13 protein-coding genes and 1 pseudogene are annotated in these 14647 nt (G+C 63.4%); 8 read left to right on the plus strand and 6 right to left on the minus strand.

What is annotated here, in order from left to right; all coding sequences use genetic code 11:
• The first annotated feature begins 95 nt into the window (after positions 1–95).
• Positions 96–1052: an AraC family transcriptional regulator gene (locus tag MHX53_RS03305; RefSeq protein ID WP_005882732.1), complete on the plus strand. Its 957-nt coding sequence runs from the start codon at positions 96–98 to the stop codon at positions 1050–1052.
• Between the two features lie 15 nt (positions 1053–1067).
• Here MHX53_RS03305 and MHX53_RS03310 read toward each other — a convergent pair whose 3' ends face one another.
• Both MHX53_RS03310 and MHX53_RS03315 read right to left on the minus strand, forming a co-directional pair.
• Positions 1068–1649 carry a CDP-alcohol phosphatidyltransferase family protein gene (locus MHX53_RS03310; RefSeq protein ID WP_005882733.1) on the minus strand — a complete coding sequence of 194 codons (582 nt, stop codon included), beginning with the start codon at positions 1647–1649 and terminating at the stop codon, positions 1068–1070.
• Positions 1646–2254, minus strand: a complete 609-nt coding sequence (locus MHX53_RS03315) for a VTT domain-containing protein (RefSeq protein WP_005882734.1) — start codon at positions 2252–2254, stop codon at positions 1646–1648. The genes MHX53_RS03310 and MHX53_RS03315 overlap by 4 nt, the downstream gene beginning before the upstream one ends.
• A gap of 108 nt (positions 2255–2362) precedes the next feature.
• On the opposite strand from MHX53_RS03315, the gene MHX53_RS03320 reads away from it, so the two are divergent.
• Together MHX53_RS03320 and MHX53_RS03325 are read left to right on the plus strand one after the other, a co-directional pair.
• Positions 2363–3784 carry a histidine kinase gene (locus MHX53_RS03320; RefSeq protein WP_239271272.1) on the plus strand — a complete coding sequence of 474 codons (1422 nt, stop codon included), beginning with the start codon at positions 2363–2365 and terminating at the stop codon, positions 3782–3784.
• On the plus strand, positions 3781–4458 hold the full coding sequence (locus MHX53_RS03325; RefSeq protein ID WP_005882736.1) for a response regulator transcription factor: 678 nt from the start codon (positions 3781–3783) through the stop codon (positions 4456–4458). Before MHX53_RS03320 ends, MHX53_RS03325 begins: the two co-directional genes overlap by 4 nt.
• Before the next feature lie 764 nt (positions 4459–5222).
• Here the strand turns inward: MHX53_RS03325 and tet(33) are convergent.
• A complete protein-coding gene (gene tet(33), locus MHX53_RS03330) occupies positions 5223–6446 on the minus strand; it encodes a tetracycline efflux MFS transporter Tet(33) (RefSeq protein ID WP_074436872.1) in 1224 nt (407 codons plus the stop codon).
• A gap of 38 nt (positions 6447–6484) precedes the next feature.
• On the opposite strand from tet(33), the gene MHX53_RS03335 reads away from it, so the two are divergent.
• A complete protein-coding gene (locus MHX53_RS03335; RefSeq protein WP_005882738.1) occupies positions 6485–7054 on the plus strand; it encodes a TetR/AcrR family transcriptional regulator C-terminal domain-containing protein in 570 nt (189 codons plus the stop codon).
• Between the two features lie 320 nt (positions 7055–7374).
• Here MHX53_RS03335 and MHX53_RS03340 read toward each other — a convergent pair whose 3' ends face one another.
• Positions 7375–7641, minus strand: coding sequence for a hypothetical protein (locus MHX53_RS03340; RefSeq protein ID WP_165489949.1), 267 nt, complete (start codon positions 7639–7641; stop codon positions 7375–7377).
• A 55-nt stretch (positions 7642–7696) separates the two neighbouring features.
• Here MHX53_RS03340 and mobF point away from each other — a divergent pair, with 55 nt between their 5' ends.
• Positions 7697–10246 (plus strand): MobF family relaxase, encoded by a 2550-nt coding sequence (gene mobF, locus MHX53_RS03345; protein WP_005882740.1) that lies wholly within the window; start codon positions 7697–7699, stop codon positions 10244–10246.
• A 56-nt stretch (positions 10247–10302) separates the two neighbouring features.
• Positions 10303–10719: a recombinase family protein gene (locus tag MHX53_RS03350; RefSeq protein WP_005882741.1), complete on the plus strand. Its 417-nt coding sequence runs from the start codon at positions 10303–10305 to the stop codon at positions 10717–10719.
• On the opposite strand, the gene MHX53_RS03355 is transcribed toward MHX53_RS03350, so the two are convergent.
• Together MHX53_RS03355 and MHX53_RS03360 are read right to left on the minus strand one after the other, a co-directional pair.
• A complete protein-coding gene (locus tag MHX53_RS03355; protein WP_040347806.1) occupies positions 10708–11709 on the minus strand; it encodes an IS481 family transposase in 1002 nt (333 codons plus the stop codon). The two genes, MHX53_RS03350 and MHX53_RS03355, sit on opposite strands and share 12 nt — an antisense overlap.
• On the minus strand, positions 11706–12881 hold the full coding sequence (locus MHX53_RS03360; protein WP_239271273.1) for a Cmx/CmrA family chloramphenicol efflux MFS transporter: 1176 nt from the start codon (positions 12879–12881) through the stop codon (positions 11706–11708). The genes MHX53_RS03355 and MHX53_RS03360 overlap by 4 nt, the downstream gene beginning before the upstream one ends.
• A gap of 251 nt (positions 12882–13132) precedes the next feature.
• Here MHX53_RS03360 and MHX53_RS03365 point away from each other — a divergent pair.
• Positions 13133–13573: pseudogene (locus MHX53_RS03365) on the plus strand (MFS transporter); the annotation flags it as partial.
• 166 nt (positions 13574–13739) lie between these two features.
• Entirely contained in the window at positions 13740–14624 is an 885-nt protein-coding gene (locus tag MHX53_RS03370) for a LysR family transcriptional regulator (RefSeq protein ID WP_005882745.1), read from the plus strand.
• Positions 14625–14647: the final 23 nt, after the last annotated feature.

Below are 14647 nucleotides of genomic sequence, written 5' to 3' on the forward strand. Positions count from 1 at the left end.
TCCATGCGGCAGGAGCATGCTTATATATCCAGATTTCTTGCTCATTCGTCCGATTCAGTGAGCGTATTTGCTCAGAGGTGTGACACGATTGCAACATGGAGGTCATCCCACGCTTCGAACACCAGGCTCGGGTGGCGCGCGTGCTCCACACGCTGCGGATGCGCAGCACCTTCTACTGCCACGCCGAACTCTCGGAGCCTTGGGCATTGGAAATGCCCGCGATCGCCGACTCAGTGAGCTTCCACGTCGTCACGGCAGGGACTTGCTGGCTGCGCCTGCCCGAGGCCAACTCAATCGAGCTGCGCGCCGGAGACCTCGCACTCGTGCCGCACGGCCTCGGCCACCACCTGCTGAGCGAAGCCGATGCGCGTCGTGGCCCAAGAGTCGACCTTTTGCCCCAGGAGTACCTGAGCACCAACTACTCGATCCTCCAGCACGGAGGCGGTGGTCGAACAGCGCAGCTGATCTGTGGTGTCGTGTCTTTCGACGAACCCGCCGCACGAGAGTTGATGCGCACGCTTCCCGCCGTGATGTTCATCGGTGGCGACACGCTCTCGGCTGCGTCCTCGATCAAAGACACGCTGCGCCTCATGGCCGGCGAGCTCGGCCACCCGCAGATCGGCGGCGAGGCCATTGCGACCAGACTTGCCGATGTTCTCGTCGTACAGGCGATCCGCTCCTGGCTCATCAGCGACGCGACGGCCCCCACAGGCTGGTTGCGCGCACTCGAAGACGACAGGATCGGTCGCGCACTCGAAGCGATCCACCAAAACCCCGGCGACGACTGGAACCTCGGTCGTCTCGCCAAGGTCGCCACAATGTCCAGATCGTCATTCAGCAGCCGCTTCACCGCACTGACCGGTGAAGCACCGATCGCCTACCTCACCCGCTGGCGCATGAGCATCGCCTCATCACGGCTGCGCGAAGAAGACATCACCATAGCCCGCCTCGCCTCCGAACTCGGCTACCAGTCCGAGGCCGCATTCAACCGCGCCTTCACCCGGCTCAACGGCCAGCCCCCAGGCTCTCAGCGTGGACGCCGGAGAAGATAGTTGAACAACCTGAGCTCACATATCGGGCGGATCTGTGTGGCTGTCACGGAGGAGAGCACGGACATAGCCAAACCCTGCGACGGCGTGGAGGAACGCTCCTATGACGCAAAGGATTCTGCCTGCGGTTCCGACTGGAAGGAGCGCGGGGACCAGGCTGAGTCCGATGAGCGCGAGGCCTGACATGAGCACCGCGGTACGTACCTTGCCGACGCGGGAGACCTTCGGCGCTCGTGCAGGACGAGTCACCAGGTAGGTGACGGCGAGTGCAGCGTCGACGGCTGCGATGGTGAGAACGACTCCGAGGGAGAGATGCCCTGCTACGGCGAGGGCGAGTGCGATCATCGCAACGCCGATGCGGTCTGCGACAGGATCGAGTACCGCTCCCGTGGCACTGACCTGGTTCAGGGCGCGAGCGAGATAGCCGTCGATCCAGTCGCTTGCGCCGAAGACCGCCAGGAGTACGACAGTGAGGACGGGCTGGGCATGGTTGAGGACGAGGATGACAATCGGAACCACGAACCCAAGCCGCAGCAAGGTGATGAGATTGGGCAGAGTCGCCCAGTCGGGGTGCGGGTGTGCCGAGGACATGCGGTTCATGCGCGCACCCCCCGCTTGTGGCGTGCGAAGAGCCAAAGGACGAGTGCAGCGGCCACGACGATGAGTGCGGGCAGAGTGTAGCGCTCAACGACATCGAGCAGTGCGTTGCCGATGAGCGCACCACCCACGACCCAAAGCCCCGCCCAAAGCAACGCCGCAACACTACAAGCGGTTGCGAACCGCGAGTATGGCACCGCTGAGGCGCCAGCTGCAGCAGCGACGAGGGTGCGGATACCCGGAAGCAGACGGGCGAGGATCACGATCCAGAATCGGCCGGCAACGTAATATCGTGCCTTCTCCCAGCGATCCCGACCCAGGCGCTTGATCAGTCTGGTGTCGCCGAGGCGGGCTCCAAGACCGCGTCCGACCGCGAACCCCACATGGTCTCCGAGAAATGCGCCCAGCGCAGCGACGAACACGCCGGCGGCGAGCAGCTCGGCACGGTCAGAGAGCGTAACCGCGGCCAGGACGATGCCCGTTTCCCCTGGGAGGACAGCACCGATACCGAGGGCTGCGTCAACGGCCGCGAACAGGAGCATGCAGGCGAGCACGAGCGTGACGTGCTCGCCTGCCTGTGCAAGGAACATGCGGAGAAGATCGACCATGCATACGACGGTAGATTCATGGGTCAACGTGCCGATATTGCCGAATGCCCATTCATGACCTAACGATCGTGAGTTCACCGGTTGGAGCCGCGCGCATAGATTGGGAGTATGAGTGGTAGCTCCAATGATCCTGCGGCACTCCGCCGTCGGCAGACCATCGTTGGATGCGTCGTCGCGATCAGCGGCGGCATGTCGACGCGTTGGTTGCCCGATGCTCCCGTGCTGGTGCTGAGCCTTATTGCGACTGCTGCGATCGTGCTCATGTTCGCAACCCCGGCTGCGCGGGTGTGCGTGGTCCTTGCCGGTTCCGTACTCGCCGCTACCGTCGTCAGACTCCCCGAACTGCGAGTTGAGGAGATCGTCGAGGGCCTCGTGTATGGTCTGCTGACCGCCCTGGTGCTCGCCGCACCGCTGACCACGCGGCGCGCGGTGTCGCAGCGGCGAGAGTTTCACCGCCGGGGCTGGGAGCTTGCCGCGATCGAATCCAGACGACGAGCAAGCCAGACCCGTGAGATCCTGCAACGAGAGCGGATGAACCTTGCCGCGGAGATGCACGACGGCCTCGGCCACTCCTTGACGCTCATCGCCGTCCGGCTCGGACAGCTCTCCCTCACGCCCACGCTTCCGGATACCGACCGAGCAGAGGTCTCCGGTATCCGCACGATCGCAGCGGACGCGGCGGATCAGCTCGGCCTCGCCGTTCGACTGCTGCGCCAGTCCGAAGACCCGGCTGCCGGATGGAGCGCCCCGAGCATCGACGAAGCAGTGATCGGTGCTCGTCAGGCCGAGATGCACGTGGAAACGCACATCGCCGCAGATCTGACTGACCGACTCAGCGATGAAGCGCTCAACACTGTCGCGCGGGTGGTGCAGGAAGGACTCACCAACGCGTCCAAGCACGCTCCTGGGCAACCGGTCACCGTGCGCGTCGAGGTCGAGGGCGATACTGTCACTGCGATCGTTTGCAATCCGCGTGACGAGGAGGCGTCCTCAGCCCATCCGCTCGATGGTGGATTCGGACTGCATGGCCTGCGGCATCGCGCCGCGATGCTGGGCGGCGCCCTCACCGTCCATCAGATGCCGACCCAGTTCGCACTGACTCTCACCCTTCCGGCGCACGCACGCCCATCTGCGGACAGCGCAGCATCTGATGGCGACATCGTCGCCGCCGAGGACGATGCCGCGACCCTTCGATCCCGCGCCACGCGTGCTGCCATCGCCGTTCCCTCAGCCATCCTCGGCGCACTCGTGTTCATCGCGGTCGCTTACTTCGTGCTCGCCAACACGCTATCGGTGATGACCACGGCACAGTTTGCGGACATCTCCGTCGGAGACACCCAGGAGACGGTCGAGCGTTCCCTCCCCGCCCTGGAGATGCTCGATCCTCCACGCGATGAGTTCCCGCCTCGCCCCGACGAGACCTGCCACTATTACGAGGCGGAAATCAGCTTCTTCGAACGAGTCGACGTCCACGTCGTCTGCTTCGCCTCCGACCAGGTCAGCAGGATCGGAACGGTTCCTGCGCCATGACCCCGGAGGATCGCACCGACACCCCACCGATCCGTGTCCTGATCGCGGATGACGACCAGCTCGTCCGCACCGGCGTCGCCGCTATTCTCGCCTCCGCCACTGACCTTGACATCACCGCCCTCGCCAGCAACGGCCACGAGGCCGTCGACGCCGCGGCAACACACCGCGTCGACGTCGCACTGCTGGATATCCAGATGCCACGACTCGACGGCATCGGAGCTCTCCGTGAGATCCGGCACCGACAGCCCGAGCTTCCGATCGCCATGCTCACCACCTTTTCCGACGACCATCTCATCGCCGATGCGATCAACGCCGGCGCCCTCGGTTTCCTCCTCAAATCCGACGAGCCTCAGCAGCTTATTGCCGGCGTCAGGGCCCTCGCGCACGGCGGCGGCGCGTTCTCCCCCCGAGTCGCCCGCTGGCTCGCCACCGAGCAACAGGCGGGCCACCGCACCCGAACCGCGCGAGACGAACTCACTGCCCTGCTCACCGAGCGCCAGATCGAGCTCCTCACCCACATCGCTCGCGGACTCTCCAATGCCCAGATCGGCCGGGCCATGCACCTCTCCGAAGGCACCGTCAAGCAGTACGTCTCCCAGCTCTTCAACACCCTCGGCATCGACAACCGTGTCCACGCCGCCATCACCGCCTACCGACACGGACTCATCACCTGAAGCCGACCCTGACCGCGCTAATGCTGGGTAGTGGAACACTCGAGAGCACGGTCACCGTCGGGATCCAGATGGCGGTCGTCTACAGCGGCGCAATCTTTCAACCAGAGTGGACAGCGCGTTCGCAATCAGTTCCCGCTCACCTGACCTCGAAGGCAGTGGCGTCGTGACGGTTTCGATGCGCGTGATGATCGCGAGGGATGGCTACTAGCACCTTCTGCGCACGGTCGCGGCTCAAAAGCAGTTGCGTTTCGATCGGGTGGTTTCTGCGGTTCCTAGATTACGGACTCAAGAGTCGCTCATGCTGTCCACAGAGGCCTTAGCCAACCTACGTCTCGATACAGTAGCTTCGCAGTTCTGCGAACATCGCGGTCTTCGGGTGCTAGACGAAGCGGAACGCATGGCTGAAACGGACGTGCCTTCCTACAGACTCGAGGTATCCATCGTAGGAAGCGCGTCGTCCGTGGGCGATGACCGAAATGACTTCCACCCGCTCGGGAGGACGGCGGGCGCACCTCTCGGGCTGCACTGGGGCCGCTGTGTGTGGATTTCTCGATGAGCGTCCAGCTCATGTCATCGGCAAGCTACTCGGAGAGGGCCTCCGGCTCTCCCTTGGCCTTCTCCGCGATCGGCACGCACACTTCAATGGGTCTTTAGACTCCCAGCTGACCTATCCTTGGCAGATGATGCCGAGTTGCCCGGTGGCACCGACTCGCTCGTCGGCCGTGGCGAAGACGTGTCGCCGTCATGTTGCTCCTGCTCACAACTCACATCGAGTCGCCGCTCGCCCATGAGCCGAACTTCGGGGACGCCGCTGTACCACGCACGATGAGAATCACGCAGGGCACGTAGAGTGCTGCGGCGCAGAGCCAGAGGAAGCCGTCGGCGTTGATGTAGGTGAACGCGAAGATCGTTGTGAAAGCGACCGGTCCGAAGATCGATGTGACGCTGTTGATGCTGGCGAGCACACCCTGGAGGCGCCCTTGCCGCTGTTCATCGACGCGCTGGGAGAGAAGGGTTTGCAGAGCGGGGAGGCCGATGCCACCGATCCCCAATGCCGCCAAGATAGGCGCCATGGACAATCCGTCAGTGACTATCGCCAGGCCTACGAGACCCAAGGCGTCGGTAACACACCCGATGATGACTGTTTTTGCCTCACCGATCCACTCCACGATGCGGCCAGTAAGGAGGGCCTGCACGAGAACCTGTACGATCCCGAAGACGGACAGGGAGATTCCAACTTCGACGGGACTCCAGTCGAGGCGGTGTTCAGTAAACAGCACCCAGGTCGCACCTGGAGCCTGCCCAATGAATTGAACAAGGCCGAATGCGACTAATAGGAAGGTAATCCCAGGCACCGCGCTGAGGCCGGGGCGACCACGATGCTGAGCGAGCGACGCAGAGCGCGCAGGGGAATCAGGACGGGTCTCGCGTAACAGGATAAAGGTGAGTGCCAGATTGCTCGCTGAGAGAAGAGCAGCGAGCAAAAACGGCAGATGTGGCGAGATGGCACCGAACAGTCCACCCATGGCTGGCCCCGCGATCATTCCGCCGCCATAGCAGGCACTGAGTAAACCGAAACGCTTGGCGCGCTGGTGGGGTGGCGTGATGTCGGCGATCACGGTGGCGGTGACCGCATTGGTCGCTCCGGTTATCCCAGCCACTGCGCGGGCGATATAGAACACCGACAGAGCGGACGTCGTGGCGAGCACGAGATAGTCGACGGTCGCACCGGCTAGGGAAACAAGCAGCACCCGGCGGCGGCCGAATCGGTCCGACAGCGTTCCCAGTACGGGGGCAAAGATGAACTGCATTACCGCGTAGAGCGCGATCAGCACTCCGACGTTCAGCGGAACCGCATCAGCGGTGACCCCTGCCTCGTGTAGCAGTGCGGGAAGAATCGGCATCACCAGGCCCATGCCGGCGGCGTCGAGGCTAGCCGTGATGAGGACCGTGGCCAACGAGCCACGAGCGGAAGTGAGAAATGACACCTTATCAACGATAAAGTTATCGATGATAAAGTGCAAGCATGGCTCAGAAACAAGCGCGACTCGATCGTGCAGCAGTCTTGCGCGGTGCGAGGCATGTGCTCAATAACACGGGGATCGACGGTTTCACCACGCGGGCGCTGGCTGCGCATCTGCGGGTGCAGCAGCCAGCGCTCTACTGGCACTTTCGGACAAAGGCCCACCTGCTCGGATCGCTCGCAGCTGATGTGCTTGATCGCGAACACCACGCCTCACTCCCAGAGTCAGGGGAGCGCTGGGACGACTTTCTCCTGCGCAACGCGCGGAGCTTCCGGACAGCGCTTCTGGCAGTCCGGGATGGAGCACGGCTGCACGCAGAGTTTCACCGTCAAAAGAGTGACCAGATGCCAGCGGGCTCGGATGCCCCCGAAAGTCAGATCGAGTTTCTCGTGTCCGAAGGATTCGCTGAGGGCTCTGCGGTCCGAGCTCTCATGGCTATCAGCCGCTATACGGTCGGTTTCGTACTAGAAGAACAAACAGCGCTCGACAACGGATGTGAGCCTGTCGATCAAGACCTAGATTTCGAGTTCGGGTTAGTTGCAATGGTTGAAGGGCTGGCATCAAAGCGATGAGGGATGCTCGCACTTTGGGTCTCTGCGTCAGTAAGGTCAATCCTTTCCCGCTCCCGCAGCACCTCCTCCGCGATACTGACGATTCGCTCATGGCTACGGGGCTCACAAACGAGCAAATCAGGGACCGTGTGTATGTCGCGTCGCGATCGCGGAACGGCACATCAGCAGCATCTTCACCATGCTCGACCTTAACGAGCGCACAGGGAACAAGCGCGTCATCGCCGTCCTCGAGTACCTCAAGAACTAAGCGTCGAGTGCGCGACCGGCGCGATGACCATAGGTAACGGCGGTTTAGCATCGGTGCCGCATCTTGACCCGACTCAATCCGCGACAGCTAACCTCCGCATATGGAGTTCGACGGAATGGAGATCCCCGACGATATCGAGGTCACGGTCTGGGGGAGCAACGAGCACCGGCTCTGTAACGTCTGCCGCGCAGAATGCGACCCCGAGCCGAGCGGCGCCGACGGGTACGGCGTGCGAATCATCTACGTCTGCCGCGACCACGGACTCCAATCCGTCGTGGACCCATTCGAGCATCTCCGTTGAAGCGCGCTCTTCGCTATCTCCCTGCATTGACGCAAACATCGCGCTCTCCGCCTTCCGAGGGTAGATCCCAAGATCTGCGGCGCACCTGCCCAGTGTGACGATTTCGATCAGGGTCATGACCGCTGGGGACGGGTACCGGTACCTGCTGAACGCAGTTGTCGCTGGCGACGGGGATCGCGATGCGTCGTCAGCGCTGACAAGGTACTACCTTGAAGCAGGAACGCCTCCCGGCATCTGGCTCGGGGCCGGCCTCCCAGGACTCGCCGGAGAGATCGCCGTCGGTGCCTCGGTGAGCGAGGAGCAGTTACGGCGCCTCATGGGGCACGGGCAGGATCCGAACAGTGGCGAGCAACTGGGGCGCCCGTACCGGAAGTTCGCGACCGCGGGCGAGCGGACGCAGCGCCGCCTCGATCAGCTCCCGAAGTCCCTCACCGCAGGTGAGCGTGCCGCGCAGCAAGCGCTGATCGAGGCGGAGGAGGCACAGAAGCCGACCAATGCGCCGGTCGCGGGGTTCGACCTCACGTTCTCGGTGCCGAAGTCCGTGTCGACCCTCTGGGCAGTTGCCGATGGCGGAACTCAGGCACTCGTCGCTCAAGCCCATCACGCCGCGATCCGAGACGTGATCGCCCTGCTTGAGCGCGACGTCGCGATGACCAGGGTCGGCGCGAAAGGGCCGCGCGGAGCTGTCGCGCAAGTCGACGTGCGGGGTGTGATTGCGACCGCCTACGATCATTACGATTCCCGCGCCGCGGATCCGCAACTCCACACGCACGTCGTGATCGCCAACCGCGTCCAAGCCGTCGATGACGGGAAGTGGCGCACGCTCGATTCCCGCGCTATCCACGCCGCCGTCACGGGCCTATCGGAGCATTACAACGCCGTCCTCTCCGACCATCTCACCCAGATCCTCGGCGTCGGGTGGGAAGCCCGCGACCGCGGAGCCGGACGCTCCACTGCGTGGGAGATCGTCGGCGTGCCGCAAGAGCTGATGGATGAGTTCTCTTCCCGCACACGCGATATCGAGCAGGTCAAAGACCGGCTGGTCGACGAGTACGTCTCGAAGCATGGCAGGCAGCCATCCCCGAAGCTGGTGTGGCAGTTCCGGCAGCAGGCCACGCTCGAGACCCGGCCCCCGAAGCAGCAGCACTCCCTCAGCGACCTCACCTCCCAGTGGCGAGAACGCGCGACCACGTTGCTGGGTGAGGACGCGCCAACCTGGGCGTCGGCACTGCTCGCCGGTAGTGAGCAGGAACCGTTGCTGCGGGCGGACGATATCCCGTTGGAAGATCTCGAGCAGGTCGCCGAGGTTGTGGTGCAGCAGGTAGGTGACCGGCGGGCGACGTGGAAACGGTGGAACCTTCACGCGGAGGCGATACGGCAGACGATGGATCTTCGCTTCGCGTCCGCGAACGACCGGGACGCTATCACCCAGCAGATCGTCGATGCCGCTGAACGGGTCTCGCTGCGTCTCACCCCGCCCGAGCTCGCGACGAGTTCATCGCGGTTTCGCCGTGCGGACGGGTCGAGCGTGTTCCGACCCAAAGGCGGAACGGTGTTCTCCTCCGAGCAGGTGCTCGCGGCAGAAGACCGGCTCCTTGCCGCGTCGAATGATCGATCGGCGCCGACCGTGCCGCTGGCATGGATTGAGGACGCCGCCAGAACGAAGAACCGCGACGGGCACACCCTGTCGGTGGATCAGGAGCAGGCGATCGCGAAGATCGGCGTCTCCGGCCGCGTCCTCGACGTCCTCGTCGGCCCCGCAGGGACCGGGAAGACCACGACGATGCGTGCCCTGCGCCGCGCCTGGGAGCGACGCTACGGGCAGGGCTCGGTGACCGGGCTCGCACCCTCTGCCGCTGCCGCCGACGTCCTCGCCGGGGATCTGGAGATCGGTACGGAGAACACGGCGAAGTGGCTGCATGAGCATCGCCTCGGGAAATGGAACCTCACGCGCGGGCAGCTCGTCATCATCGACGAAGCCTCGCTCGGTGGCACGTTCGCGCTCGACGCCATCACCAGCCACGCCCAGCAGGTCGGCGCGAAAGTGCTGCTCGTGGGCGATTGGGCGCAACTCGCCGCCGTCGACGCGGGCGGCGCGTTCGGGATGCTCGTGCGTGATCGCGGCGACGCCCCGGAACTGGTCGATGTGCGCCGCTTCAAGAACGACTGGGAGAAGCAGGCGTCCCTGCAGTTGCGGATCGGCGACACCGACGTCATCGATACCTACATTGCGCACGAGCGCGTTACGCCGGGCGGATATGACGAGATCCTCGAAGCCGCCTACCAAGCCTGGCGCACAGACCTCGCAGCGGGAAAGAGTACGGTGCTGATCGCGGAAACCCTCGACACGGTCTCCGCGCTCAACACCCGCGCCCGCACCGACCGAATCCTCCAGGGCGACGTCGCCGTGGACGGTATCAAGCTTCACGACGGCAATGAGGCGTCTCGCGGAGATCTCATCATCACACGGGAGAACAATCGGCGCCTCTCGCTCGGGCGAAGCTGGGTGAAAAACGGCGACCGCTGGAACGTCGCCCATGCGAACGACGACGGATCCCTCACCGTACGGCGGGCAGGGTCACGGCGTCGCACCACGATCACGCTGCCCGCGAGCTACGTCGTCGAGCACGTCGACCTGGGCTAGCCGAGGTTCCCTAAACGCACCTACCTCTCACACGAGTAGGAAGGTGGGGCCGAAGCATGGGCCACAACAAGCAAGAACAAACCACGGAGCCTTTGCGGGCAGTGGTGTACGTCAGGATCAGCGACGATCCCGAGGGTAGCGAGCGTGGCGTTGACCGGCAGGAGGTCGACTGTCGCGCTTACGCCGCTGCGCACGGGTGGGAAGTAGCGGCGGTGTTTCGTGAGAACGACACGTCAGCGTTCAAGCAGCGTACGATCACGTTGCCGTCGGGTGAGCGGGTGCGGCGAGTGATCCGGCCCCAGTTCCGCGCCATGCTCAAACACTTGGGCACTGGTGAGGCGCAGGTGATGGTCGCCTACGACCTGGATCGTGCGGTACGCGACCCGAGAGACTTGGAGGACTTGATCGACGCGAAAGTCCTCGGCGGGTTCACTGTCCGCTCGGTAACCGGCTCACTACGGTTAGATGTATGAGGCCAGGACGTTGTTGACGCGTAATGGTGTCGCGGATGCGGGCGGCTTCCCGTCATGCACACCGTGGGGCCGGTGGTAGTTGTAGTGCAGGTTCCAGGTTTCCAGCGCTTTCTCGCGCTGGTCTTCTGAGTTCCAGGTCCTTGCGTACAGGAACTCTTCAGCGAGGATGCGGTTGTAGCGTTCGACTTTCCCGTTGTGCTTGGGCGTGTAGGGCTTCGTACGGCGGTGCTCCGCGCCATTCAGAGCGGCGGCGAATGCCGCGGAGCGGTAGCAAGCGCCATTGTCGGTGATGATTCGCTCGATCCGGGTGATGCCGTGAGCGGCGAACCACACCCGGGCGCGGTTCAGGAACGAGACGGCGGTGGTGGCCCGTTCGTTCTCGAGCGATTCAGTGTATGCCAGGCGGGTGTGCCCGTCGATTGCGGAATGGAGGTAGGCGTACCCGGCGCGTGCCCCGCGGGTTCTCGCTCGGGCGGCGGCACGAGCCTCAGGGCTGCCTTTGCCATGAGCCCGCCAACCACCGCCGTTGGGGATGCGTCCGACTTTCTTGACGTCGAGATGCACCATGTGCCCGGGATGCTTTGCCGTGATCGTCTGCACTTGCCGGTTCGTCTCGCCGTTTGGGTCGATGAATCGACGGCGGTTCAGGCCGAGCTCGGCTAGGTGCCGAGTGACGGTGCGCCGACTGATCGCAACGCCATCTCCATGCAGTTCGAAGGTGATGCGGGATGCTGACCACTTGTGCTCGCGCCGTAGTTCCTCGATTCGCGCTAGCGTCTCGCCAGGTGTCGCGCTTGGCTGCCGGATTGGAGCAGATGAGCGGTCAAGCAGGCCGAGTTGACCGAACTTGCGGTACCGGGTTACCCACTTCGATGCGGTTGCGCGGGAGATGCCCATCTCTGCGGCGACATGCGCGAGGGGTCGAGAGCGGCAGCGCTCAATGAGTCGGCGACGGCCTTCGACTGTCAAGGGCGAGTTAGCGTGCGTCACTTGACCACTTCGCTCTCGGCGGGCGCGATCAGCCGGAGAAGGGGAATGGTGAGCAGCAATGCCGCTGCGGTCGTGGTGACGGCCACCCAAACGGGCCCGAGCGCACCGGGTATCACGCCGAGCGCGGCAGCGGCAAGTATGGGACCGACTGCTGCGCCGACGTTGAGTGCCGCGGTCGCGTACGAACCCGCCATGGTGGGTGCACCCGCCGCCGCATAGAGCACTCGCGTGATCAGCGTGCTGCCGACAGCGAAGCCCAACACTCCCTGAGCGAAAACGAGACCGAGCAGGGCAACGGGGTTCGTCGCGAAGAGCGCCAAGGCGACCCAGCCGAGTACAAGGACGCTTCCACCGCCCATGATGACGACGCGAGGTCGGGCGTCAGCGAGCCGTCCCGCAACGGTGACGCCGATGAAGGAACCGACGCCGAAGAGCACAAGCGCCACCGACACCCACCACTGGCTCAGGTCGGCGGTTCCCGTAACGATCGGCGCAAGGAAGGTCAGCGTTGCGAAGGTGCCGGCATTCACCAGGGCAGCCAGCATCATCGTCAGAACGAGGCGCGGAGAGGCAAGCTGCGCCAACTCCATCCGCAGCGAGGACGAATCCTTCTCGGACGTGTCGCCAGCTTGAGTGGTGAAGCCCGCGGCAATGCCGATCGCAGCGGGGACGCAGAGAAAAGCGATCGCCCAGAACGTCGACTGCCAACCGAGTGCCGTACCAAGCAGAGCGCCCGCGGGGACACCGGCGACGGTGGCGACGGTGGTACCCGCCAGCAGAACCGCCACGGCCCGACCTTTGGCGTTGGGTGCCACGAGTTGCGTCGCCGCTCCCAGCGCGACCGCCAAAAAGCCCGCATTGACGATCGCGGCGATCACGCGCGTGACGAACAGAACAGTGAAGTCCGGCGTGAGTGCGCCTACGACATGGGACAGCGCGAACACGATCACGCAACCCAGGAGTGTCCCGTTCACGGGGAGGCGACGAGTGAGCGCGGCCATCGCAGGTGCGCCGATCACCATGCCCGCGGCGAATGCCGAGGTCAGGAGACCAGCTGTCCCCACGGGAACGCCGAAGTATGTGGAAATGTCGGGCACGAGGCCAGCGAGCATGAACTCGGAAGTACCCATGGCGAAGACCACCAGGGCAAGAAGATAGAGAGAGAAAGGCATCGAGATAGCTCCGAAGCGAGAGTACGAACAAGAGAACGTCTCGTCACCACGGTCAGCGCCCGAAGAAACACCCGAATGTCGTGCTGCACACAGCACAGGGCAGCAGAGAGCTGAGGGCTCAGCGAAGGTGAGGGGCTGACGGCGTGACCGAAAGCCCCTGAGTGTCCGATTCAGGGCTCGACATACGGCTCAGCTTACCCGTCTGCGCCGCAGTTCCCAAGAAACGTCAACAACCTCATGGCCAGCAACACCTAGCTGACATCTTTGGCCGTAAACCTCCGTACTTCATCGGGATCGTGTTGACGGCAACTTGGGGCTTTTTCGCCTTCCCACTGTATGACACTGGGCAGCCACTCAACATCTTCATTGCCCTGGTGATCGGCCTGTTGTTCCACGCTCTGATGTACTCGGGCCAGCCTGCAATCATGGCGGAAATGTTCCCCACCCGCATGCGCAACTCAGGTGTGTCCACGGGCTATCAGGTCACGTCGATTGTTGCGGGATCCTTCGCCCCCATCATTGCGACGTTCCTGTTGCGCGAATTTGAATCGTCCGTACCTATTGCGGTTTATCTGCTTATCGCCTGTGCAATCTCCATCGTGGCGTTGGTATTCACACGTGAAACCCGAGGTGTCGACTTTGCTGAGATTGACGCCGCAGACCGGGAAAACCGTGAGGTGCGAATCGGATGACCGGTAGCCGACCTCAACGGATCGGCACATTCGATTGACGGGGGTTGGGTCGCACAGTAGTCGGCACGTAAACATGCGCCCAGCAGGCGGCAAGGCACGTACGTCATACACGCGGAAGGCACTTGCTAGGCCACAGTTCGAGCCACCGTGCCGATAAACTTTGGGCATGATCAGCGCTCGCAGTCGGATTGCTCCCGACGACCTTCTCACCCTGTTGACTGTGGCCCGTTTGGGCAAGTACACGGCTGCTGCTCAAGTGCTGGGAGTGAATCACACCACCGTGTCTCGGCGCATTGCGGCGCTGGAAAAATCGGTTGGCGAGCCTGTGTTGGCAAGTTCGCCTGACGGGTGGGAAGTCACCCAGGCGGGGGAGCAGTTGATTTCCGCGGCCGAGGCCGTTGAGACCGCCCTGGAAGAGGCCGGCAAAGTGCGTGGAATGTCGGGGGTGAGCGGTGTTGTTCGGATCGCTGCCCCGGAAGGGTTCGTGGATTATGGGGGCTTTGATCGAATCATGGCCCTGCAGAAGGCGTATCCGGATGTGCAGATCGACTTGGTGACGGCCACGCAACGAGCCAGTAAGTACAGGTCGGGTGTTGATATTGAGATTGTGGTGGGAGAACCGTCTGCGCCTCACTCGCAGTTACAACGGATGGGCAATTATTCGTTGGGGCTATACGTCTCCCAGGAATATGCGCGTGAGCGAGGAGTCCCTGAAACGATCGAGGACTTAAGCCAGCACCGGTTTGTGTTTTATCCGGAGCACTCCTTGGGTGTTGAGGGGCTCGAAGGGGCACCGGCGGAATTTCCACGACCGGCCGGGTTCTTCCGGTCGAATTCGGTGCGGCTGCACGTGGCCGCCACCCGAGCTGGAATCGGTGTGGGTCTGCTCCCGGACTTCGCATCTCAGGGTCTGGTGCGGGTCGTTTCCGAGTTTTCCGCGCCTATGGAATATTGGGCGGTTGTGCGGAATGAATCGGCGCGGCGCCAGGTGGTCGTCGAGGTGGTTCGTGCACTTGCGCACACACGTAGTGCGCAAGTTCCGCCGGCCTGATAAGTCCCAGGGTGTGACCTACG

It is taken from the genome of Brevibacterium sp. ACRRH (assembly GCF_022346365.1).
Classification (GTDB): Bacteria; Actinomycetota; Actinomycetes; order Actinomycetales; family Brevibacteriaceae; genus Brevibacterium; species Brevibacterium paucivorans.